Origin of the sequence: Macrococcus brunensis (genome assembly GCF_022343725.1) — a bacterium.
GTDB classification, from domain to species: Bacteria; Bacillota; Bacilli; order Staphylococcales; family Staphylococcaceae; genus Macrococcus; species Macrococcus brunensis.
The window spans coordinates 1636262-1658423 of sequence record NZ_CP092179.1; the positions used below are offsets into that span (position 1 = coordinate 1636262).

The 22162-nt window shown below is 42.5% G+C and carries 23 protein-coding genes and 2 tRNA genes; 9 read left to right on the plus strand and 16 right to left on the minus strand.

The window, feature by feature from the left end; all coding sequences use genetic code 11:
* Positions 1–11: 11 nt before the first annotated feature.
* From MGG13_RS08540 to MGG13_RS08550, 3 genes are all read right to left on the minus strand, one after another.
* A tRNA-Ser gene (locus MGG13_RS08540) sits at positions 12–99 on the minus strand.
* 1 nt (position 100) lies between these two features.
* Positions 101–175, minus strand: a tRNA-Asn gene (locus MGG13_RS08545).
* 84 nt (positions 176–259) lie between these two features.
* Entirely contained in the window at positions 260–814 is a 555-nt protein-coding gene (locus tag MGG13_RS08550) for a competence protein ComK (RefSeq protein ID WP_133432670.1), read from the minus strand.
* Positions 815–1004: 190 nt separating this feature from the next.
* Here MGG13_RS08550 and MGG13_RS08555 point away from each other — a divergent pair, with 190 nt between their 5' ends.
* Complete coding sequence (locus MGG13_RS08555; RefSeq protein WP_133432671.1) at positions 1005–1205, plus strand: IDEAL domain protein; 201 nt, start codon at positions 1005–1007, stop codon at positions 1203–1205.
* A gap of 61 nt (positions 1206–1266) precedes the next feature.
* Here MGG13_RS08555 and MGG13_RS08560 read toward each other — a convergent pair whose 3' ends face one another.
* The 4 genes from MGG13_RS08560 to hemE are packed head-to-tail and all read right to left on the minus strand — an operon-like array spanning position 1267 to position 5658.
* Positions 1267–2247, minus strand: a complete 981-nt coding sequence (locus tag MGG13_RS08560) for a lipoate--protein ligase (protein ID WP_239034608.1) — start codon at positions 2245–2247, stop codon at positions 1267–1269.
* Between the two features lie 42 nt (positions 2248–2289).
* Complete coding sequence (gene hemY / locus MGG13_RS08565; protein WP_239034609.1) at positions 2290–3669, minus strand: protoporphyrinogen oxidase; 1380 nt, start codon at positions 3667–3669, stop codon at positions 2290–2292.
* Positions 3670–3687: 18 nt separating this feature from the next.
* Complete coding sequence (gene hemH / locus MGG13_RS08570) at positions 3688–4608, minus strand: ferrochelatase (RefSeq protein ID WP_133432674.1); 921 nt, start codon at positions 4606–4608, stop codon at positions 3688–3690.
* A 12-nt stretch (positions 4609–4620) separates the two neighbouring features.
* Positions 4621–5658 carry a uroporphyrinogen decarboxylase gene (hemE, locus tag MGG13_RS08575; protein ID WP_239034610.1) on the minus strand — a complete coding sequence of 346 codons (1038 nt, stop codon included), beginning with the start codon at positions 5656–5658 and terminating at the stop codon, positions 4621–4623.
* 144 nt (positions 5659–5802) lie between these two features.
* Between hemE and MGG13_RS08580 the strand changes: the two genes are divergently transcribed.
* Entirely contained in the window at positions 5803–6321 is a 519-nt protein-coding gene (locus tag MGG13_RS08580; RefSeq protein ID WP_239034611.1) for a hypothetical protein, read from the plus strand.
* A 94-nt stretch (positions 6322–6415) separates the two neighbouring features.
* On the opposite strand, the gene MGG13_RS08585 is transcribed toward MGG13_RS08580, so the two are convergent.
* Entirely contained in the window at positions 6416–7627 is a 1212-nt protein-coding gene (locus MGG13_RS08585) for an ABC transporter permease (RefSeq protein ID WP_239034612.1), read from the minus strand.
* Positions 7620–8357 (minus strand): ABC transporter ATP-binding protein, encoded by a 738-nt coding sequence (locus MGG13_RS08590; RefSeq protein ID WP_133432678.1) that lies wholly within the window; start codon positions 8355–8357, stop codon positions 7620–7622. The genes MGG13_RS08585 and MGG13_RS08590 overlap by 8 nt, the downstream gene beginning before the upstream one ends.
* Before the next feature lie 107 nt (positions 8358–8464).
* On the opposite strand from MGG13_RS08590, the gene MGG13_RS08595 reads away from it, so the two are divergent.
* The 5 genes from MGG13_RS08595 (at position 8465) to MGG13_RS08615 (ending at position 11503) form a co-directional block, all read left to right on the plus strand.
* Positions 8465–8884, plus strand: coding sequence for an HIT family protein (locus MGG13_RS08595; protein WP_239034613.1), 420 nt, complete (start codon positions 8465–8467; stop codon positions 8882–8884).
* A 51-nt stretch (positions 8885–8935) separates the two neighbouring features.
* Positions 8936–9292 (plus strand): YtxH domain-containing protein, encoded by a 357-nt coding sequence (locus MGG13_RS08600; RefSeq protein WP_239034614.1) that lies wholly within the window; start codon positions 8936–8938, stop codon positions 9290–9292.
* 89 nt (positions 9293–9381) lie between these two features.
* A complete protein-coding gene (locus tag MGG13_RS08605) occupies positions 9382–9927 on the plus strand; it encodes an HTH-type transcriptional regulator Hpr (RefSeq protein WP_133432681.1) in 546 nt (181 codons plus the stop codon).
* 36 nt (positions 9928–9963) lie between these two features.
* Positions 9964–10509: a DUF3267 domain-containing protein gene (locus MGG13_RS08610; RefSeq protein WP_239034615.1), complete on the plus strand. Its 546-nt coding sequence runs from the start codon at positions 9964–9966 to the stop codon at positions 10507–10509.
* A 61-nt stretch (positions 10510–10570) separates the two neighbouring features.
* Positions 10571–11503 carry a peptidylprolyl isomerase gene (locus MGG13_RS08615; protein ID WP_133432683.1) on the plus strand — a complete coding sequence of 311 codons (933 nt, stop codon included), beginning with the start codon at positions 10571–10573 and terminating at the stop codon, positions 11501–11503.
* Between the two features lie 36 nt (positions 11504–11539).
* Here the strand turns inward: MGG13_RS08615 and yhaM are convergent, their stop codons facing one another.
* The 7 genes from yhaM to xdrA form a co-directional block, all read right to left on the minus strand.
* Positions 11540–12481 (minus strand): 3'-5' exoribonuclease YhaM, encoded by a 942-nt coding sequence (gene yhaM / locus MGG13_RS08620; protein WP_133432684.1) that lies wholly within the window; start codon positions 12479–12481, stop codon positions 11540–11542.
* A complete protein-coding gene (locus MGG13_RS08625) occupies positions 12478–15387 on the minus strand; it encodes an ATP-binding protein (protein ID WP_239034616.1) in 2910 nt (969 codons plus the stop codon). Before MGG13_RS08625 ends, yhaM begins: the two co-directional genes overlap by 4 nt.
* Positions 15377–16513: a metallophosphoesterase family protein gene (locus MGG13_RS08630; RefSeq protein WP_239034617.1), complete on the minus strand. Its 1137-nt coding sequence runs from the start codon at positions 16511–16513 to the stop codon at positions 15377–15379. The genes MGG13_RS08625 and MGG13_RS08630 overlap by 11 nt, the downstream gene beginning before the upstream one ends.
* A 72-nt stretch (positions 16514–16585) precedes the next feature.
* A complete protein-coding gene (locus MGG13_RS08635; protein ID WP_239034618.1) occupies positions 16586–18052 on the minus strand; it encodes a coproporphyrinogen III oxidase in 1467 nt (488 codons plus the stop codon).
* A 57-nt stretch (positions 18053–18109) separates the two neighbouring features.
* Complete coding sequence (locus tag MGG13_RS08640) at positions 18110–18463, minus strand: YlbF/YmcA family competence regulator (RefSeq protein WP_133432688.1); 354 nt, start codon at positions 18461–18463, stop codon at positions 18110–18112.
* Positions 18464–18533: 70 nt separating this feature from the next.
* Positions 18534–19664, minus strand: coding sequence for a DUF445 domain-containing protein (locus tag MGG13_RS08645; RefSeq protein ID WP_239034619.1), 1131 nt, complete (start codon positions 19662–19664; stop codon positions 18534–18536).
* A 44-nt stretch (positions 19665–19708) separates the two neighbouring features.
* The gene (xdrA, locus tag MGG13_RS08650; RefSeq protein WP_239034620.1) at positions 19709–20173 is read right to left on the minus strand and encodes an XRE family transcriptional regulator XdrA; all 465 of its coding nucleotides are present in this window, start codon (positions 20171–20173) and stop codon (positions 19709–19711) included.
* Between the two features lie 314 nt (positions 20174–20487).
* Between xdrA and MGG13_RS08655 the strand changes: the two genes are divergently transcribed.
* Both MGG13_RS08655 and MGG13_RS08660 read left to right on the plus strand, forming a co-directional pair.
* Positions 20488–21375 carry a cation diffusion facilitator family transporter gene (locus MGG13_RS08655; RefSeq protein WP_239034621.1) on the plus strand — a complete coding sequence of 296 codons (888 nt, stop codon included), beginning with the start codon at positions 20488–20490 and terminating at the stop codon, positions 21373–21375.
* Entirely contained in the window at positions 21362–22060 is a 699-nt protein-coding gene (locus MGG13_RS08660) for an SDR family oxidoreductase (protein ID WP_239034622.1), read from the plus strand. The genes MGG13_RS08655 and MGG13_RS08660 overlap by 14 nt, the downstream gene beginning before the upstream one ends.
* Positions 22061–22162 lie beyond the last annotated feature (102 nt).

Here is a 22162-nt window from a genome sequence, read left to right on the forward strand (position 1 = left end):
TGGTTTAATAACGGAGATGGAGAGATTTGAACTCTCGCGCCGGTTACCCGACCTACACCCTTAGCAGGGGCGCCTCTTCAGCCACTTGAGTACATCTCCATGGCTCCACAGGTAGGACTCGAACCTACGACCGATCGGTTAACAGCCGATAGCTCTACCACTGAGCTACTGTGGATTAATTTTTAAGACAAATATTATTATAACAATTACAGTATTATTTACAAGGCTTTTAGTAAATTTTTTTATGGAAGATTTACACCTACTTATCCAGTAATGCATACATCGCTAGTACTTCGTAGATATTCATATTCGCTTTTTTATAGTCGATTTCGCTTTTTAGCTTGTCGTTTTTCAGTGATTTAGTACGTAGGCAGTATTCCAGTTTCAGTGTATGCAGGTACTGCGTGTTGATGATGTGATGACTGACTGGAAAGGTGATTTCGCTGTCATCATCAAAGATAATCCGTGTATCATTGAATTTTCCCTTGCCGTAAGATTTGATCAGCAGCAAGTTGAACCAGTACCCCTCTGCTACACGGTCACTATGGCTCGGGAAAAAATAAGTAGAAGTCTCCGGCTTGATGACAATCGGTGGTTTATGACAGATATCTGCGATGATGCGTGTCGTCTCTTTTCTAGCGACATAAGTCGTATTATAGAAATGGCAGGATTGTTCAATAATGGTCAGAGGTTTCTGGTCAATAATAATGGGGTTTTTCCCATATTCCTTAACCTCTGACTTCAGTTTATGGCCTTCAATAATGGGTTTGATGTACATTGTTGTTTCTCTAATGATATATCGAAAAGTCGCCATTTAATCCCCCACCCGTTTTTAATCAATTATACTCATTTTCATTATAAATTGGTTTAAAATATGGTTAATTTACAATTTTTACTTTATTTTCAAAATTGATATACTAAAAGATTTAATTTTCAGAATATTCTTGTTACAAGTTTATTTATCAGTTATAATGGGAACAATTATCCAAAAGGAGGCGTTCACTATGCAACAGTTAAATCAAAATGGTCTTGAGATGTTTATTGGTAATTTAAATAATCTATATATCGAACTTCTGATTGAGGATGCGATTCGCGAAAATCAGAAAAAAGAATATCAGCAGTTGATTGAGGAATCACTCATTAAACGCAACGAACAGGACTTCCTGTTATATACGACAGCGCTCAAAGAGCTGGAGGCTATGTAGATGTCTGTCTATTATGAATGAAAATAAGAGATTAACCACTATGTGATTAACCTCTTATTTTTTATGCCATTAAACTCAGGAACTCTTCTCGCTCTACCCGGCCGAAGTAATGAGCAAAATCAATATCTTCTATCGCTTCCGCCACAGCCTGTGTCTGATGTGGCACACCGATTAATCTATCTTCTATTTCCTTGATTTCCCCTACACCAAAGAAATCGCCGAATATTCTAGCTTCAGTGATCAATCCTTTTTTCACGTTTAATTTCAGGTCGACTAATCCACCCGGGAATTTCTGTTTTGATTCATAGTTGTAAGCTGGATTCTGTCCGTAGTTCCATTCAAACGTCTGATATTTCTCACGGCTCAACTCCTGTATCGCCTGCCAGTCATCTTCTGATAAGACATACTCTTCAACATTACCTTCAAAGATATGGTTTAAAAGCTTCTTCTTGAACTCTTCCATGGAAATCGGTTCATCCAGAAACTCACTGATATTCGCTACTCTTGAGCGGATGGAACGAATACCTTTTGTGATCAGCTTCTCTTCACTGACTGACAGACTTCTGACGACTTCATCAATATTGCTGTCTAGCATCAAGGTTCCGTGTGAGAACATACGGTCTTTGGCCTGGAACATCGCATTACCGGAGATTTTACGGCTGCCGACCTGCAGATCATTACGGCCGGACAGTTCTGCTTTCACGCCCATGTCATTGAGTGCTTCAACAATCGGCATCGTGAATTTTTTAAAGTTATGGAAGCTATCCGCATCAGCATGTGTCACAAAGCTGAAGTTCAGGTTACCGAGGTCATGGTAGACAGCGCCGCCCCCTGAAATACGTCTGACGATATGAATGTGATGTTCATCGACATATTTCTGGTTGACTTCAGCATACGTATTCTGGTTTTTGCCGATGATGATAGATGGTTCATTGACATAGAAAAGAAAATAAGAATCATCCGTCAGATTGTTCAGTATATACTCCTCCATCGCCAGGTTGATGCGTGGGTCTGTTATATTGTTGTTGCTGATAAATTTCATAAGATAGCCTCCTTTTTTCTGACAGTACCAAAATAAAGACAATTACGCAATGTAATTGTCTTTATTGATTTCTTCTGCTGCTTTTTTTGCCTGTGCGATGCAGTCAGGAAGTCCGACTGCTTCAAATGAGGCCCCGGTCAGTATGAGACCCGGGTACGTCTCTCTCATATACTGCTGAATCGCATGAATGCGGTCAATATGCCCCACTTCATAAAGCGGCATACTGTTCATCAAACGCGTCACAATGGTGAATTCCGGCTCACCGTTAATATCCATCATCTTGTCCAGATCATGGCGTGCCAGTTTCACGAGTCCTGCATCGTCATGATCTTTGACGACTGTATCACCCGGGCGGCCGACATACGCACGCAACAGAACCTTGCCTTCCGGTGTTGAGTGCGTCCATTTTTTACTTGTCCATGTACAGGCAGTGATCACGGTATCAGAATTACGTGCGATGACAAAACCTGTGCCGTTCTCTTCATTCTTCACCTGTGACTCATCAAAAGCCATGACGACAGTCGCCACACTGGTTGTCTCCATATGCTTGAAGTAGCGGAGCGGCGCATCTTCGAACCACTTGCTGAAAGCTGTATGCGGAACGGTGACAATCACTTTATCATAATATTCTTCCTGACCGTTTATAGTGATCAGATAGCCCTCTTCTGACTGCTGGATTGCCGTCACATCACTGTTATAACGGATTTTCGCGCCTTTGTCAGTCACTGTCTCTGCCAACCGGTCGATAAAACTCTGGAGGCCGTTTTTAAACTGACGGAACTGACCGACGGGTTTAGCGCCCGGTACTTTTTTAGGTGCATTCTTCTTCTGGTCACGCATCCCTTTAATGAGGCTGCCATGCGTTTCTTCCTGCTCCTTGAAGTTAGGAAACGTTGATTTCAGACTGAGTTTATCAATATCTGCACCGTAAATACCGGACAGTAACGGCTCGATCAGATTCTCAAGCGCTTCGTTACCTAGACGCTTTCTAAAGAAAGCACCGACAGAGATATCTGTCGTCATTTTGTCCGGTTTAATGAAGTAATCCAGACCTGCACGAGCCTTGCCAAGCGGCGACAGTAGGCTTGTCGCAAGAAATGGCCTGATCTCTGTCGGGATCCCCATGATAGAGCCGCCCGGCATCGGATGCAGCTGATTCTTTGCGTAAATATATGACTGACCTGTCTGGTTCGCCACGATGTCGTCACCGAGACCGATTGCAGTAGCGAGTTCCGTCATTATTGATTTGCGTGCGAGATAGGATTCAGGTCCCAGTTCAATCGTGTAGCCGTCTCGCTGATAAGTCTTGATCTTACCACCTGGGCGGTCAGACTGCTCTAAAATATCGATTTCTGCGTTTTCTAAATAGTACGCTGCTGAAAGTCCTGTAATACCTGCTCCAATGATTGCGACTTTCTTCATTGCTATCCACTTCTTTTCTTATGAATTTAATACTGATTTAATTTCGTCAACCATCGCACCGATGAAAAGTGGGTGTGTGCCCGGCATCTCCGGACGGTAGTAATTAACGCCTAATTCATCACAGATCACTTTACATTCAACGTCATTATCATAAAGAACTTCTAAATGTTCACAGACGAAGCCCACTGGTGTATAGATAAAGTTTTTATAGCCATGCTGGTCGTACAGAGCACGTGTTAAGTCCTGCACATCAGGACCAAGCCATGGGTCCGGCGTGTTACCTTCGGACTGCCAGCCACGTGCTACATGGATGATGTTAGAATGTTCTGCGATGAGTTTCGCTGTATCAGCCATCTGGTCCGGATACGGGTCTCCTGCTGCTTTGATTTTTTCCGGCAGGCTGTGCGCGCTGACGATCAGTACTGTATCCTGCCAGTCTGGTTCAGTAATGCGTTCAAGTGTCGTATTGACTTGGTCAGTCCAGTATCGAATAAATTTATCCTGGCGATAGAAATCCGTCACGTGTTTCAGTTTGATACCGTATTTGTCGGCTTCTTCAGCAGCCCGCTTGTTGTATGAACCGACTGAGAAGTTTGAATAATGAGGTGCTAAAACAATCGTTACCGCTTCAGTGATACCATCTTCAGCCATCTGTTTAACCGCATCTTCAATAAATGGTGCAATATGCTTCAGTCCGATATACAGTGTGTAATCATCACCCGTCTCTTTGTTCAGCGCATCACGCAGCTCTTCTGCCTGACGATCTGTCATTCCCGCAAGAGGTGAGATACCACCGATAGCCTGATAGCGGTCTTTTAAATCCTGTAATGCTTCCTCAGATGGTTTACGCCCATGTCTGATGTGCGTGTAATATGGTTCAATATCTTCTTCTTTGTACGGCGTACCATATGCCATAACCAGTAACCCTTTTTTCCCCATTGTCAAGCTCCTTTATTTTTTATATTGTGTTGAGTAATCGTGAACAAATTCAGAGACGCGGCGCAGTGTATCCGGCTGTACTTCCGGGAAGACACCGTGTCCTAAGTTAAAGATATAGCTGTGTGACTGTAAGCCTTGATCTAAAATACGTTTTAAATGAGATTCGATGACCGGCCATGGTGCTAAGAGGATGGCCGGATCTAAGTTACCTTGTAGGGTTTTAGTAATCCCTTTGGCACGTGCTTCTTCTATCTGAAGACGCCAGTCAAGACCTAGCACATCGACCGGCAGTGCGTTCCATTCTTCAATCAGGTGACTTGCACCGACACCAAACGTCGTGACCGGTACATTCTTTTCTTTGATACCCGCAAAAATACGACGCATATGCGGTGCAATAAATTCATGATAATCTGCTTTATTCAGTGCACCGACCCATGAATCAAAGACTTGAATCATCTTACAGCCCGCGTCAATCTGTGCATGCGTGTATGTGATACACATGTCACTCAGCTTCTCCATCAGCAGATGCCATGCTTCAGGCTGTTCATACATCATCGCTTTCGTCTTATTGTAATTTTTAGAAGGACCGCCTTCTATCATATAGCTAGCCAGCGTAAAAGGTGCACCCGTGAAACCAATCAATGGAACATTGAGCTGTTCAGTCGTCAGCAATTTGATCGTATCCAGAATATAAGGCACATCTTGTTCCGGCTGAATCTGACCTAAACGCTCAACATCTTGAATAGAGCGAATCGGATTACCGATCACAGGACCGATGCCTGACTTGATTTCGACATCTACCCCGATGGCGCCAAGAGGTGACATGATATCTTTATAAAGAATCGCCGCATCTGTGTTGTACTGATCTACAGGCAGCTTCGTCACGTATGCACAAAGCTCCGGATCATGTGTGATTTCAAACAGAGAATGCGTCTCTTTGATCTTTCTGTATTCCGGCTGACTTCTTCCAGCCTGGCGCATGAACCATACCGGTGTATGAGTTGTTTTTTCACCGTATGCCGCCTTTAAAATTGTATCGTTGAATGGCATTTAACCAGTCCTCCTGTGTCTTATGAATACTCACTATTTTACCATAATCAGACGTAGACCGTATTCAATTAAGATTTTGTCATAAATATGACATAATAAGCGTCAAAAGTGGTAAATAGAAAGAAAAAGATATAGAGGTGTATGATGATGAACGTTTATTTTACGCACGGCTCTGACTACTATATGGAGCGCTTAATAGAAAAATATCCGAACCGTAATATCATTAAATATGCGGGACCAGAGGATATCGTTCTGTACGAATCGACTGAAGACAAATCAGTCTTCAGTTCAGGCGAGTCTTATGAAGTGGTCGAACAGCAGGGAGAAGTGACCGGGACGGGTGTCCTTCTTCTTAAATACTTCCAGGTCAGCGAAGAAAAACAAAAAGTCGCTGAGATGACCTTAACTGGTCACAGCGACTTCAGTGAATATGACGGTTACGAGGCTTATCAGCTGCTGAGACCTCACAGAGGACAAACTTATATTGCGCTTTTTCAGTTCCGTACAGCTGACTTAGCTGAGGATTTCAAGAAAAGTTCAGTCTATCGTAATCACTATGATGAATCACTCAAGCAGTATCAGTCTGCTGACTTTATCTCGAATGTTCAGTTCACTAAACTGCTACGTCCCTACGATGCAGCAGAGAGAATAGAAGAAGAATAAAAAAACCGGCAGCAGCCGGTTTTTTGATTGTGGTATGGAAGCTGAGTTACCGGCGATATTTCACGTTTATCGCTGGTAACTCGACCGCAACGACCTAATCCTTCAGCAGCACCATGCGTTTTTTCAGCTTAGACATGACTTGCTGATTTGTCCACCACATGATTGCGAAGAAAAACAGCGCATAATAGAACGTGCCTGGATACAGCACAATATATATAACAGCAACAACAATGGTCACCACGAGCGAGAGCTGCCTTAAGAATTTCTGGAAACCCTCTACTACTTTACTTTCAGCGACCGGCCAGACTTGCGGCCATAATTGATAGGCCTGCTGTTTATAGAACTGCGATGATTGCAGGACAACGATATAAATCATAAAGACGCCGATGATTGCCGCGATGATAGGCTGATGAACAAGCCAGATAATCAGCCCACCTATCACAACGAGTCTGATAATAATCCAGAAGGCATCTTTACTGCGCACAAAGTTACGTTTAAATAAAAACAGAAACATCCCTTCATGATTATATACACGGTCTTTCAGCAGAAAATCGAAAAAAGCCCGGCGCCTTACATTGTCTTTCAATCCTTTAACATCCGTGAACATGTTGATCAGTTTATATTGCTGCTGCGTCAGATCTTTTTCATATTCAATCAAAGTCTCCCACGGATAGACACGATGCTCAGCTATATTGCGTACGAGGAGCAGGAGTCCGAGCAGCATGATAAGTGCGGCAAGTCCTGAAAACCAGCTGCCGTCAAGCGACATATAGATACCGGATATCAGCACGATAAAGAGCAGTATGTTGACGCTCATATTTGAGACGCCTATTTTAAGAAAATAAAAACGCAGCAGAAGGCCGATCCCTATGCCGATGACACCGGTTAAGTAAGCCGTGATTGCACCGTGAATCGAAAAGTATTCTCCTGCATGATAAAGCGGCAGCAGAATGACAAATAAGACGGTAAAAAGAATGCCACGCCGTAAAGCTGAGCCTACTATACTGTTTCTGATATAGTCATCCAGCTGTTCTTCATACGGCAGCAAAAAGACCTGATCCGCTTCCCTGAAATAAGTGCGCAGCGGTGCGAGTGTCGTCAGTGCCAGGATAAAAGCAATGATCAGATGGTAGTCTATGCCATCCGGCAATGCTTTTAGGAGCTGGCTGTATTGCAGCATCAGCGCACCGAATGCGATGGACAGAAAGATGATGAAGTGCCCATTAAAGATAAAACGGCTGTAGCGTGCGACTTCCTTGGAGTTCGCACCTGCACGTTTCTGATAAAGCGACTTTGCATTATACATGTTGATCACCTTGCGTCAGTTTGATATAGATCGCATCCAGTGATTCACCAGGCATATTGAGCTCTGTCTGCAGGTCATGAATAGTGCCTTTAGCGACTAGATGACCCTGATGCATGATAAGGAAGTAATCACAGTATTTCTCTGCTGTCGCAAGGATATGGGTACTCATCAGAACAGTACGTCCTGCCTGTCGTGCCTGCACCATTAAATCAAGCATCGACTGGATACCGAGCGGATCGAGCCCAAGAAAGGGTTCATCGATGATATGGAGTTCAGGCTGACTGATAAACGCACAGATGATCATCACTTTCTGCTTCATCCCTTTAGAGAAATTCTGCGGAAACTGCTTCAGCTTATCTTCCAACCTGAAGATCTTCAGCATCGGTTCGCTGCGCGTCATCGCTTCCTCTTTTGTCAGGCCGTATGCCATAGCTGTCATATCGATATGCTCTTCAAGTGTCAGCTCATCATACAGGACAGGAGACTCGGGGATATAACTGATTTTCTGGCGATAATCATAAGGGGCTTCACTCAGCGTGATGCCATCAATCGCGATATCCCCTTTCATCGGCTGTAAAAGCCCAAGCATATTTTTGATTGTCGTACTCTTACCGGCACCGTTCAGACCAATCAGACCAACGATTTCGCCCGCTTTTAATGTAAAGTCTATATCATGAATGACAGGCTGATTGCCGTACCCGCCTGTCAGATGTCTTACTTCTACTGTCAAACTCGTGCACCTCCTAAGGATTATTTCATATTGTATCAAATATCCTTTGTATTCACCTATTGATATGGCTAAAATAAAAATATATCGAATTTGAAGGAGGACTTCCTATGACAGACTGTATTTTCTGCAAGATCACGAGCGGTGATATCCCGTCCTACAAAATTTATGAAGACGACTATACTTATGCTTTTCTTGATATCTCACAGGTCGCTAAAGGGCACACACTTGTCGTCCCTAAAAAACATAGCCAGGACCTGCTTGAAACAGAACCTGAAGTGCTCGCACATGTCATCAAATCAGTCCAGAAAGTCGCACAGATGGTCGACAAAGCACTCAAACCGGATGGCATCAATATCGTTCAGAACAACCGTGCATTTGCCGACCAAAGTGTCTTTCATCTCCACTTTCATATCATGCCGCGTTACCAGGATGATATCGATGGCTTCGGCTATAAATGGCAGACACATAGCAATGCATTCGATGCTGATGCCATGACTGCACTTGCAGATCAAATAAAGCATGCTTGATAGTCTGAATTAGGGGTATAACAAAGGAAAACCAATTGGAGGAATCATCTTATGAAAATCACACATATTGCTGCCGGCTTTACAGTCGGACTTGTTGCAGGAGCAGCGACAGCACTGATGAATGCAGCGAAACCTGGTTCTGAAGTACAGCGTAATTTCATGGCTAATTCTACTGATGTTAAAGCACAGGTCAATCAGCTGAAGACAGAAGTCGGCGACCTGAAAAGCTATGCGATGCAGACAAAAGAAGAAAGCCAGAAACTGATCAAAGAAATGGGTACTGAAGTCAAAGAAATGATCGCTAACTATAAGAGCGATATCGACCCGAATATCAAACATCTTAAAACAAACGTCGAAAACGTTAAAAATCGTGCAGATGAAGTCAAAGAAACATTCTCTAAAAAATAGCCTTGTGTTAAAATGAATCAAATGCACGTACGAAAGCATGATGTCCTCGCATCATGCTTTCTCTATGACCTATAAAGGAGGAAGATTTTTTGAAGCGCGACCGCGAAATCATCGAACAAATGTTATTTACTCACCATGTCTCTCAACTGAGTAAAGCTTTATGGAAGACAGTTGAAAAAGACTGGCAGAACTGGATTAAACCTTATGACCTGAATATCAACGAGCACCATATCCTCGTTATTATCCGCAACCTGGAAAAGGCTACGATTTCACAAGTGTCTCAGTATGGTGTCATGCATGTCTCAACAGTCTTCAACTTTGCCAAAAATCTGGAGAAGCGCGGCTACTTACGCATGCCGAAAAGTGAATCAGACAAACGAAATACATATCTAGAACTGACTGATAAAGGTAAAGAGCTGTTATATGAAACATATAAAAACTACGAGAATACAGATGACCGTATTCACGATGCTGCTCTGGAATATCAGAAAGTCATGCTGGCGATGCCTGCTTTCAGTGACCTGAAATATATCGTTTCTCAGATTTATGGTCGGGACTTTATAGAACAGCTTGATAAAAGCCATCAGGACCTCCTTGAAATACTGCTTGACGAAAATGAGGACAGTAAGGCATAATGCATAAGATAATATGACTGATAAGGAGCATTATTCATGTATTCATGTACAAAGAAACTCAATCTGAAACACACTTATGGTCGTCAGCGATTGATTTTCACTTCATTTCTCATCACTGTCATCACATTTCTTGTTTCTTTTGAGATTTTCAGTTCATTTGTCAGCGATCACTTCAGCGACAAATATTTTCTATTGTTCGCTCTTGCCTGCCTGGCTATGTACCCGCTACACAAATTCTGTCACATCATGATGTTCATGAATGACTTAGGCTCTATCATCGTCCAGAAAGTCACAGCGATGGGAGTTCTGCCTATTTTGAATATCAGGCTCAACCATCCCATCAGTAAAGGACGCTTTCTCATCACACTGATGATGCCATTTATCATCATTTCAGCACTGACACTGACTGCTGCACTCTGGTATCCATTATATGCACATTATTTTCTGTTCTTATTCTCTATGAATGTCGGTCTGTCTTTCGTTGATTTCATTTATTTTAAGTATCTGCTGACTTCACGCAACTGCTCTTTCGTCGAGGAACGGAAGCACGGCCTGGAGTTACTCACGAAGTTCGACATGTAATTTCATGATATTTTCATAATTGAATGCTATGCTAGAATGAGCAAAGAAAAGGAGAATTACAATGAAGAATCTTAAAAAAGCGGTAGTACCTGCCCTTCTGTCTGTTTCAGTACTTGGACTGACAGCTTGTGGCAATGGAGACGAAGGTAAGACGTTAATCACTTCTAAAGCTGGAGACGTAACGACTACAAACGTTATGGATCAAATTGGCAAAGAAGAAATCGCGCAGAATGCGTTCCAGATTCTGCTGAAAGACATTCTGAAAGATAAGTACGGCAAAAAAGTAGACGAAAAGAAAATCCAGGAAGACGTCGATGCTGAAATCAAAAAATATGGTGGCAAAGAGCAGTTTGAAGCATTACTTCAACAGCAGTCACCGGGTATGACAGCTGACAAATATAAAGAGTCCCGCTTAACAGAGGCTTATCAGAAACAGCTGATGAACGACACTGTTAAAGTTTCTGATGAAGATGTTAAGGACAGCGTGAAAAAAGCTTCACATATCCTCATTAAAGTGAAGTCATCATCTGACCCATCCGGCTTATCAGATGAAAAAGCAAAAGCAAAAGCACAGGATATTCTTGCGCAGCTGAAAAAAGATCCAAGTAAATTCGCGAGTCTTGCTAAAAAAGAGTCAGGTGACACTGGTACAAAAGAAAAAGGCGGAGAACTTGGCTATGTTGCTAAAGGCGATACAGTCCCTGAATTTGAGAAAGCTCTCTTTAAACTGAAAGAAGGCGCAATGTCCGGTCTCGTTAAAACGGATTACGGCTACCACATCATCAAAGCAGAAAAACAAGATGATTTCGCTAAACAGAAAGACGCTCTGAAAGAGAAAATCCGTCAGACAAAAGTACAGGAAAAACCTGAACTGATGATGGATGCCTACAAAAAATTATTAAAAGATTATAACGTAGAATATAAAGATGAAGACCTGAAGAAAATCATTGATGAAAAAATCCTCAATGCAGCCGCTTCACAACAGCAACAATAAGAAGAAAAGCTCTGATCATAACGATCAGAGCTTTTTTTAATCCAGTGTTTCGGGTTTATAGAACTGACGCCCTTCAAGCGCAAATATACGCTCAGAGAACTGGCCTTTCTCTACTTTCTTCAGATGTTTATCAAACATCTGCATCCGGGCATCGATATTATCGATGAAGTGCAGAATCTCCGCTTCTTTGACCATCGGCAGTTTAGGTGAGCCATATTCCAGTTTACCGTGGTGAGCGAGAATCAGATGTCTCAGCAGCATAATTTCTTCGCCTTCAATCCCATGTTCACGTGCGGTCTCTGCTACTTCGTCACTCATGATGGAAATATGACCGAGCAGATTTCCCTCTACAGTATAACTCGTTGCGACCGGTCCAGACAGTTCCTTCACTTTTCCCATATCATGCAGAATGATGCCGGCATAGAGCAGACTTTTATTCAGCGACGGATAAATCGCGCAAAGCGCTTCCGCCTGCTTCAGCATTGTCATGACATGATACAGCAGACCGGACACAAAGTTATGATGATTAGAACTCGCTGCCGGGAAAACAAGAAATTCCTGCTGGTATTTCTTAAGTAAAAGTCGGGTGATACGCTGCAGGTTGGCATTCTCGATATCCATGACATAAGTCATCAGCTGATCAGACATTTCCTGTGCAGATACAGGTGCCGCTTCCAGGAAATGTTCGAGCTTGATGCCGTCTTCTTCTGTCGCTAAACGGAACTGATTGACTTTCATCTGCTTACGGCCCCGATAATCAATGACATCACCTTTGACTTTAACGAGTTTTTCCGGTTGCAGCATTTTGATATCCTGTTCTGTCACCGTCCAGACTTTCGCTTCAATATCCCCGCTCTTATCTTTAAGATATAAAGTCAGATAAGGTTTCCCCTGGTTCGTCACACCTTGGACAGCTCTGTGAATCAGAAAAAATGCTTCGACCGATTCGCCGGGTTTTAATGTTTCAATTGTTCTCATTTTTTTAACTCCTTCTCGTGGCGCTCAAGTACGATTGTATTCTTGGCTGGTATATTCGCCGAGCGATTGCAGGTGAAGTACAAATACTGATTAGCCTGCTGCTGCATCAAGTACTCCAGAATCATATCCTTACGATGTTTATCAAAATGGACAAATGCATCGTCAATAATAACCGGAAATGGATAAAGATATCTGAGATGATCGACCAGACTTAGTCTCATCGTAATATAAAGTAGCTCTTTCGTCGACTGAGACAGCTCAGTCGGATGATAGATCTGACCATTCTTATGCTTAACGAGTAAGGCATCATGATAAATAACATCTATATAACGTCCTTCTGTCAGCAGCGTGAATATCTCTGAAGCTTTACGGATGATGTTCGGGATACGCTCTCCTTTAATTCTTTGACGGTGCGCATCAATCAGTACTTCAATATAATGCAGTGCACTGTAATCAAGTGCGAGTTCGTTGACGATATTACGCTCAATCGCGTAACGATGATTAAGTTCTGACAGCGTAGTGTCTTCTTCCATCGTTTTCATCATCTGCTCGATTTGATAGAGTTCATGTTCCTGCTCTTTTAGTTCGCCTGCGTATTCCTTCAGCTGATCTGTAATACGACCTTCCATAATACGCAAGTCTTCAGATGTCTGTTCAGACAGTTTAGTGCTCATCTCATACGTAAAGTTTTCTTCCTCAAGCTGCTGACTTAACTGATGATGTCGATTCAGATTCTGATGGTACTCAGTAAATGCTTCAAACTGTCTGTAATAATCAGACTCCTCTTTAACGCCTGCTTCCTTGAACAGCTGCTTCAGTTCTGCATCCATCTCTTTAAAACCGTCCTGTAAAGTTGACAGTTCTTTTTCTGACAGCTGCAATTGCTCTGTGACTCGCTGCTGTTCATTTCGATTACGTACTTCTGTTTTTACGAGACCGCCCAGTTCTGTGAAGACAACAGACGGCGGCACATCATTAGACACTAAGCTGAAAGCATTGACCTTACTGCTGAAGCTGTCCAGCTGCTGCTGTTCGGAGGCCATCGATGTTTTTAGCTGCATCAGCTGCTGATAGGTCTGCTGCAGACGATAGATAGTGCGAAAAGCATCTGGCAGCAATGAATCTTCGTAGCTCAGTTTAAGCTTCAGCATGTTCTTGGTTCTGTTCAGTGTATCATTCACTTTTTTGAGTGCTGTTTCTTCTTCAGTCAGCAGCTGCTGCAGTTGTTCTTTTTTACGGCTGAGAGCCGCTTTCTCATCCAGTATACGCAGCTGCTTATCACGAAGATTTCGCTGACGCTCTAAATCAAACTGATCATCAAGTAGTGACTGCATATTCTGGATAGAGCTCTCCAGATGACTGATTTCATCCTGCATAATATGGTTCTGATTGTTCTCTACCGGCTTATTCTGCACGAATAAGACAATCATAATAATTGGTATCAGGAGCAGGATAGAGGCCGGAATATAGAACTGCAGGTAGAAGAGATATGCAGCAGTAGCAAGACCAACAACGCCACCTAACAGATAAATCAGATTCAGTTTTCTTCGCTTCTGTTCTTCTATCTCTGCTGCTCGCTGCTGTTCAGATTCCAGTTTGTGATAGAGTTCCGTCTTCTGACTGAGTTCCAGTCTCTGTTCGGACAGCTGGATACCCGTTCTGAACAAGTCATCTGTAACGATGTGAGGCGTAATATCTGCCAGTTTACTCGCATTCAGCTCTTCTTCACGAGACAGCTGACTGATTTCACGCTGCAGTTGAGCAGCCTTTAAGTTCAGCTGCTCTTTATCTGACAACGCATAAATCAGATGGTCTTTCAGCGCTTCATCTATCTTGATATCATGATATTCCTGCCAGCCGATATCATGCTGTAATCGTTCCAGTGTCGCTTCTTTATCAGCGATATCCCGCTCCAGCGCATCACGGTTTTTCTGATGCACTTTGATCTGCGGTTCCTCCTGCAGCAGTTTCTCTGCTTGTTCAAAGTCAGATCCATCAAGTAGTTCGATTGCTGAATTCTCACGTTTAAGCTGTTCGATTTTTTCTTCACGAAGCGCAATATCACGTTTTGCAGCCTGCAGCTGTTTTTTCAGCCCTTCATACCGTTCAATCCCGTGATCCGGAAAGACGAGCGGCTCTATATTCAGCTGCAGTTCAAGTTGTTTCCATTCCTTTGCGTTAGCATGAAAACTCATTTCTTTCTGCTTCATCTGCTGTAGTTTTGTCAGCTGACTGATATGCATCTTGATATCATCCATCTTCTGCTTCAGTTCAAACTGTTCTGCTGACAGCTGCTCATAGCGTTCAAGCTTGACTTCTTCATCTCTGATCTGCAGCTGAAGATTTAAGATCTCTGTAATATGATCACTCAGTTCTCCTTCAGAATGATCAGGTGCCAGAAGACGCAGTTTTTCTTTAATTAGATTGGTCTCCAGACTGGAGAATTCAGTGGAACCGAAAACCCCTGCCTGCATCAGATAATCCTGCAGTTTATCTTCTGTCAGCTGATGAACCTGCTGCAGGCCTAAGACATCAAACGAAAAGATTTTGTCGTAAGCGGCATCCGTCATAAAGTTAAACTTCTGATGAAGCCATTCTATGTCCTTAGGGCTGTTATTATAGAGAATGGTGACCTGCTCCGCGCCATCGCGGTAAATCCGTTCAATATAGAGTTCAGAACCCTCATCATCCATCACCATATGACCGCCGTACTGGTTCGTGAAACGAGGTACATAAAGCGGTTTATCTGTCCGTGCAAAACCGAAAAGTAGAGAATGGATGAACGTCTGCATCGTCGACTTACCGGTTTCGTTTTCTCCATAGATCTGTGTGAAACTTCTATTTAGATTGAACTGCTGTCCTTCAAGCCGGCCATAACCGTATATTTCAAGCCCTTTAATTTTCATCGCTCTTCAGCCTTTCTTTCAGCTTTCTTTCCCCCTGATGAATCAGTGCCACCCGGTCAATCTTTGTGTAATCATCGAGAAAACGACTCATTTCGAGATCATGATAAAGAGGCTGCATCGCCTGATCGAACATGGCATCATCTTCTATCATCGCCGCATCAAATTCACGGTGCAAAGTCGTTGTATCGACCTGATCTACAGTCAGTTTATCGATCCAGACAAAAAGATTATCATGGCGTTCCTGCTGCTGTGCGAGTCGTGTGACAGCTGCAAGTTTCCCTGGTGTAATCAGCTGCTCTTGCTGATTGATAAATTCAATCTGGTAGATGCCTTTACCGTCTGGCCGATGCTGCACTTTGAACTCTTCCATTAATTTCAGGAGGCCATTCTTCGATAAATCCTCCACCTGAACCTCGTACTGCCCGAAAATAATATGCTGCACGGGCACAAACAATACTTTCATGTCGATATGGTCACCTTCAACCATCAGGTAGCCTTTGCGACCTGTTTCTTCTGGTAAATAGCTTTGAATGTTACCGGGATAGTGAATATGGGGAATCTTACTGACCAGCTGCCTTTTATGACGGCCGCCGAGTGCCCAGTAATGATACAGTTTCTGATTCAGTGCTTCTTGATCGAAATCACGGCCCAGTTCGCCGTAAAGCATACCGATGTGGATACTTTTGTCCACCTGATTTGTCGGGAAATAGCTGATATCATGTCCGCTGCTTGTCCCGTGAACATAGACAGTATCACCTGACTTGGTAATAAACTGATAACTTTCTACTTGGTCATTAAAGATGATGACGTTATCCGGCCAGCTTATTTGTCGTAAAGGCAGTCCTGTCTCGCCCAGAATAATGTAGACATAAATCCCTGCATCTTTCAGGCGCTGAAACTGTTTCTTCAGGAAAATAGTCGTTCTGAGTGTCTGGTTATCAGCAGCCAGAACATCCCCTGAAATCAGAACAAAGTCGACCTCCTGCTGAATGGCATCTTTAATAAGGGTGCTGAAGCTTTCAAAACTAGCGCGGTGAATATCTGACATAATAGCCTCTGATACATAACCACTTAACTGAAATGGCGCATCTAAATGTAAATCTGCACAGTGAATAAATTTAATCATTGATCTACCTCGTTTAGTGACTTCACCTTATTTTACAATAAAAAAGACGGCGAAACATAAAAAAGCCGAAGATTAGTCTTCGGCTTTATAGATATGATTCAATTTTTTGATTTTTTCAGTCGTATAATGTGCGTACGACTTGTTATAACTCTTTGGATCTTTAGGATTGAGATAGTTTTCGATCTTACCTGTCTCAGGATGAATGAACTTAGAAGAAGCCCCGCAGCCGATGCCGAGAATCGTCTGAACTTCTTCCATGATAAGAATATTATAAAGAGAATATTCCTGGTCAATAGAGTAGCCGATATTTTCAAGATTGCCGAGAATATTTTTCTGCCGGTAGAGATAATACGGCTTGTAACCTTCATCAGATGCAAACTGACGGGTCATATCCATCATGTGCATGATCTCCGTACGAGGTGCCACGGGATATTTCTCTTTGTTACGGGTCATCTCACTTGCCCGCTTGAAGCTGAGCGTATGAACTGTGAGTGACTCCGGGCGCAGTTTCTTCGTTTCTCTTAATGAATGTGCGACATTTTCTCTATCTTCATTCGGCAGCCCTATAATCAGGTCCATATTGATATTATTCATATGATGTTCTCTGGCCAGTCTGAACTTATCGACGGTTTCTTTAACAGAGTGATGACGACCGATTGCTTTCAATGTCTCATCTGTAAAACTCTGTGGATTAATACTGATACGGTCGATATTGAAGTCATTCAGCACCTTCAGCGTCTCCGCATCAATAGTATCAGGACGTCCAGCTTCAACTGTCACTTCTCTGACCGTCGACATATCAAAGGATGCATCGCACTGTTCTAGCAGCAGCTTTAAATCTTTCGGTGTAATTGATGTCGGTGTGCCGCCACCAAAATAAATAGTGGTGACTTTAATATTATTTTCTTTCAGCCATTGCCCTGTTTCAGCGATTTCATGCAGCAGCCCCACTAGAAATTCAGGAACATCATTTTTATGAACTAGGATACTGTAGGCAGGGAATGTGCAGTACGCACATTTTGTCGGACAGAACGGGATGCCGATATAGACACTCACTTCCCGCTTCAGATTATATAAATCAGGTATCGCTTCGTTCTGTGTATGAACAATTTCCTTCATCAGGTCGAGCTTCTCCTGGCTGATCAGATAATCTTTAGCGAGCCTGTCACTGATTGCCTCGTGCGACAGCCCTTGACGATAAAGACGATGATACAGCTTGGTCGGCCTGATACCGGTCAGCGTGCCCCAGCTCTGCGTGACGCCAGTGTGCGCAGTCAGCATAGTCACCAGCGTCTCTGCGACAGCCTGTTTCACTGTCTTCTTATCATGACTAGTTCTTTCAGCAGTCGCTGTATAAGTTTCTCCGTCAATCGTCATTTGCCCTGTCACGGCGACCGCTTCTTCTTTTGAAATAGTGAATGCGAGCTCATTAGCGCCTTCTCCTATGAGTAGAAAAGAATCTTCAAAATAAAGATTAATAATATTCTGCAGGTATAGGAGGTCATTTTCCATTTCCTGATTCTTTAAATATAGTTTCATGTTTTATCCTCTTTAAAAAAAATAAACGAACACAAGGTTTCGTTTATTTTCTATCTATTATTGATTGTCCTGACCGTATAAATCTTGCAGTGGTTTTAAGATGATGCGGTTTAAATCTTCAATGACTTGGCCCATACGTTGTTCTGCCTGCATAAGTTTTGAGATGTTTTCATCATGCTCGATTTTACCTGCAAGTTCATTCGCTTTTGCGATATCTTCTTCTGTAATCTCTTCGCCGCTCATCTGTTTTTCCTGTAAAGTCATCTGGATGTTGCGGAAATCTGCAAAGATTGATTTAGATTCTTCATTGTTATTAACGGCTTCTAATTGCGCTTTAACCGCCTGATACTCTTCGCTCTGGCGCAGTGCGCTTTCTAATCTGTTTGCTTCATCATAAATATTAACTGACATATGAATTCTCCTTTAACTAACTGTTTTCTCTAATTTAACATACTTAAAGAAGATAATCACTTGATTAGAATTAAATAAAGAGAGCGAGAACCCCTTGCAGGAGCCCGATGATACCGCCCAGTAAGAAGCCAAGCAGTGTGATGAGTTTCAGTTCTTTACTTGCAATCTCAATAATCAGCTGTTCAATGAAGGAAAGTTCAAAACGATCAATCTGATCTTTAATTAGTTCTGCGATATGGAGACGTTCGAGAATAGCCGGCATACTATCAGCCACTCGGGCGAGTCCTTTATCAAGCAGACGGTCCATTCCTTCATTTTCAGCATAATGAAACGCTTCAGGAAACAGTTCAGAGAGCGGTGTACGTGTATAGGCGCTGATATTAATTCTATCTATAATCGTCTGAGCTGACTGATTGATCACTTCGTGAACTTTTTCTTCAGCCATATAATCAGCGGGTGTTGTCTGCATCAAACGGCTGTATTCTTTATCAACTTCACTTTGAATAATTGACTTAATTTTGTTGTCTTCTGTCAGCTTGAGCATCTCTCGCTGCACACGGTCTGCGATAGCAGCGGGTGTCATCAGCATCTGCAGCAGGCTGATCAGCTTCCCTTTTTGTGTAAAGAAATTCTCTACCATGTTCAGGATATCATCGTAGCCTTTATCTGAAGCAATATAAACCTGAAACTTCTCAAGTAATAATCCAGAGGCACCGTTCACTTTCAGTGTGAGGTCCTGCCGGGTCTGCTCAGGTAAAAGACGCGTGAATGGCATTTTGTAATACTTGTCTGTGATTGATGTCATTTCACTTTTGATTTTTTCTTCAAGTAAAACATTCAATTGAGCTTCTATATCCAGATTCATTTTTTCTGCCAGATAGCGGATCGTATAACGCTGATTTTTTAAATTCATCAGTTGATCTTTAAGAAATGTTTCAAAGAACCGGCGTGTGTCGGCTGTCAGTATCTTTTCCTTGAAGACTTCAGGCGTCAGTAGATGTCTTGTGACCATCTCACCTATTTTCTGTGAAAGTTCATGACGGCGTTTCGGAATAAGACCCGGCGTGAAAGGCAGCTGTCTGCCAAACAAGTAAACAGGCTTATAAGGTCTGAATAACATCTTGATAGCGATATAATTTGTAAAGCCCCCGATGACAGCACCGATCAGACCCATGAAGAGCACGAGTAATAAAGACTGCATAAAGTTCCTCCTTTATAAGAAAAAGCAAACGTCATGACGTTTGCTTAAACATTTACTAGCTGCTCAGCTGTCTTCTTAGAGAAGAACATTTCAGCCTCGCGTTCTTTATTAGAACCGTATAACGGCTGGTTAGAGCGGTCAAGAATACGGTAGAGATTTGAAATCTTGTTGAACTGTAACGTGAAACCTGCTTCTTCACGCTTTGTTTCCCACCAGAGCTCATCTAAGTTATCGTTCTGCGGATAAGCACACGCACCGCGTGAAATCACTTGAACCACTTCAAGCGGATCGCCGCCCAGTGTCGTCTGAAGCACTTCTGAATCACGGAATAAAGCACATAATGAAACGCATGTAGTCCAGTTAGGAAGTACACGTTCTTTCTCAATTTGTACTAACGTTTTCTTTGAAAGACCGATCGTCTGAGCCATTGTATCTTGTGTATAGCCAGCTTCAATTCTGACCATTTTGAATTTTGTCTGCAGTAAATCTGTAAAAGTTTGTTTATCCATTCTATTCAACCTTTCATTTATCAATTTACTCATCATTAAATGTAGTTAACATTAAATTGAAATAATACACATCTAAATAAGTCACTTTAACATCTTAATATAATTTACAAAAAATTAAAAGAAAAAAATACTCATTTTGCGCTCTTTTGCAGATATGTGTCTATTCTCTGTAAATTGACAGATTAGTCACGCAATTTAAATGCAGATTTTATGTTATTTTAGCTATTTTTAACCCTTCTAACTCTTCTATTTTGTAGAAATGAACTCGTTTTTCCGTCATAATAATGAAGTATTCTATATAAAGGCGGGATCGTATGCATATCAAAGATAAACTGGAACAGGCGAAAAAAGGCGCACGCGTCAGTATCATGATGTATATTTTACTGACTATCCTCAAAGTAGCTTTCGGTTATCTCAATCAATCTCATGCCCTGGTGGCTGATGGTCTTAACAACGCAACAGATGTCATCTCATCTATTGCTCTCCTGATTGGTCTTTCAATCTCAATGCGGCCAGCGGACTCGAATCATAACTACGGTCATTACCGTTCAGAGTTTATTGCTTCACTGATTGCTTCATTCATCATGTTCGCTGTGTCAGTTCAAGTTATCGTGCAGGGCATCACTCACTTTATTAAAAGGGAGTACTCAGCACCTACTTTCGAAGCAGGTATCGTCGCCTTTGTGTCCGGCCTTCTGATGCTTGTTGTCTATTTCTATAATCGCAATCTCGCTAAAAAAGTCGGTTCCAGTGCACTCAAGGCTGCAGCCTATGATAATTTATCCGATGCGCTTGTCAGCTTCGGTACTCTTGGCGGAATTCTAGGTGTCATGTTCGGTTTCCATACGCTTGATACGATTGCGGCGATCGTTGTCGGTCTTATCATCATGAAGACTTCTATTGATATTTTCAAGGATACTGCCATCACTTTGACAGATGGATTTGATGTCGAGACTCTGACTGATATGAAAAACCTGGTCACGACCATTCCAGGTGTGATTCAAGTGATCGACTTAAAAGGTCGTAACCATGGCGTCATCACATTTGCCGATGTCACTGTGACCGTCAATTCACTGCTCACTGTTAAAGAGAGTCATGATATCGCTGAAGCCATTGAGTTCAAGATGAAAGAACAGTTCGGTTCTATTGAAACTATCGTCCATATCGAGCCAGAAGGAGGAGACACAGATGTTCAAAGATAAAGTCGTTGTCATCACAGGTGGCGCAGCAGGAATCGGTCGTGCTGCTGCAGAACGCTTTAGACAGGAAGGTGCTCATGTCGCTGTCATCGATATACAGGACAATGATTACTTTATAGGTGATATCAGCCGCCCTGAAGTTCTCGATCAGTTTCACGATAAAGTGAAGAAGGATTTTGGTTCAATTGATATCCTGATCAATAATGCCCTGCCGTTAATGAAAGGGATTGACAAGTGCAGTTATGAAGAGTTTCTCTACGCACAGCAGGTCGGTGTTGCTGCACCATTTTACCTCAGTAAACTCTTTAAAGATGATTTTACTGAGCAAGGTTCGATTATCAATATCACTTCTACACGTGCAGACATGAGTCAGTCCCAGACAGAAAGTTATGCGGCAGCTAAAGGCGGCTTAACCAGCCTGACACATGCACTGGCCGTCAGTCTTGATATTAGAGTCAACGCCATCGCTCCAGGGTGGATTGATACGACCCACACTGATTTTTCAGGTGCGAACAACTCACAGCATCCGGCTGGACGCGTCGGTAAACCAGAAGATATCGTTGAGATGATGCTGTTTCTCGCTTCTAATAAAGCGGGCTTCATTACAGGTCAGGTCTTTACAGTGGATGGCGGCATGACGAAGCAGATGATCTATCACAATGATCAGGGCTGGCAATATAATAGATAAAACAAAGAGTCTGGGACATAAATAACTAAATCTACGATTTATCTACTCGACTCAAAAGAAAAACGGAAATTCCTGTATGGAATTTCCGTTTTTAAGTGCAAA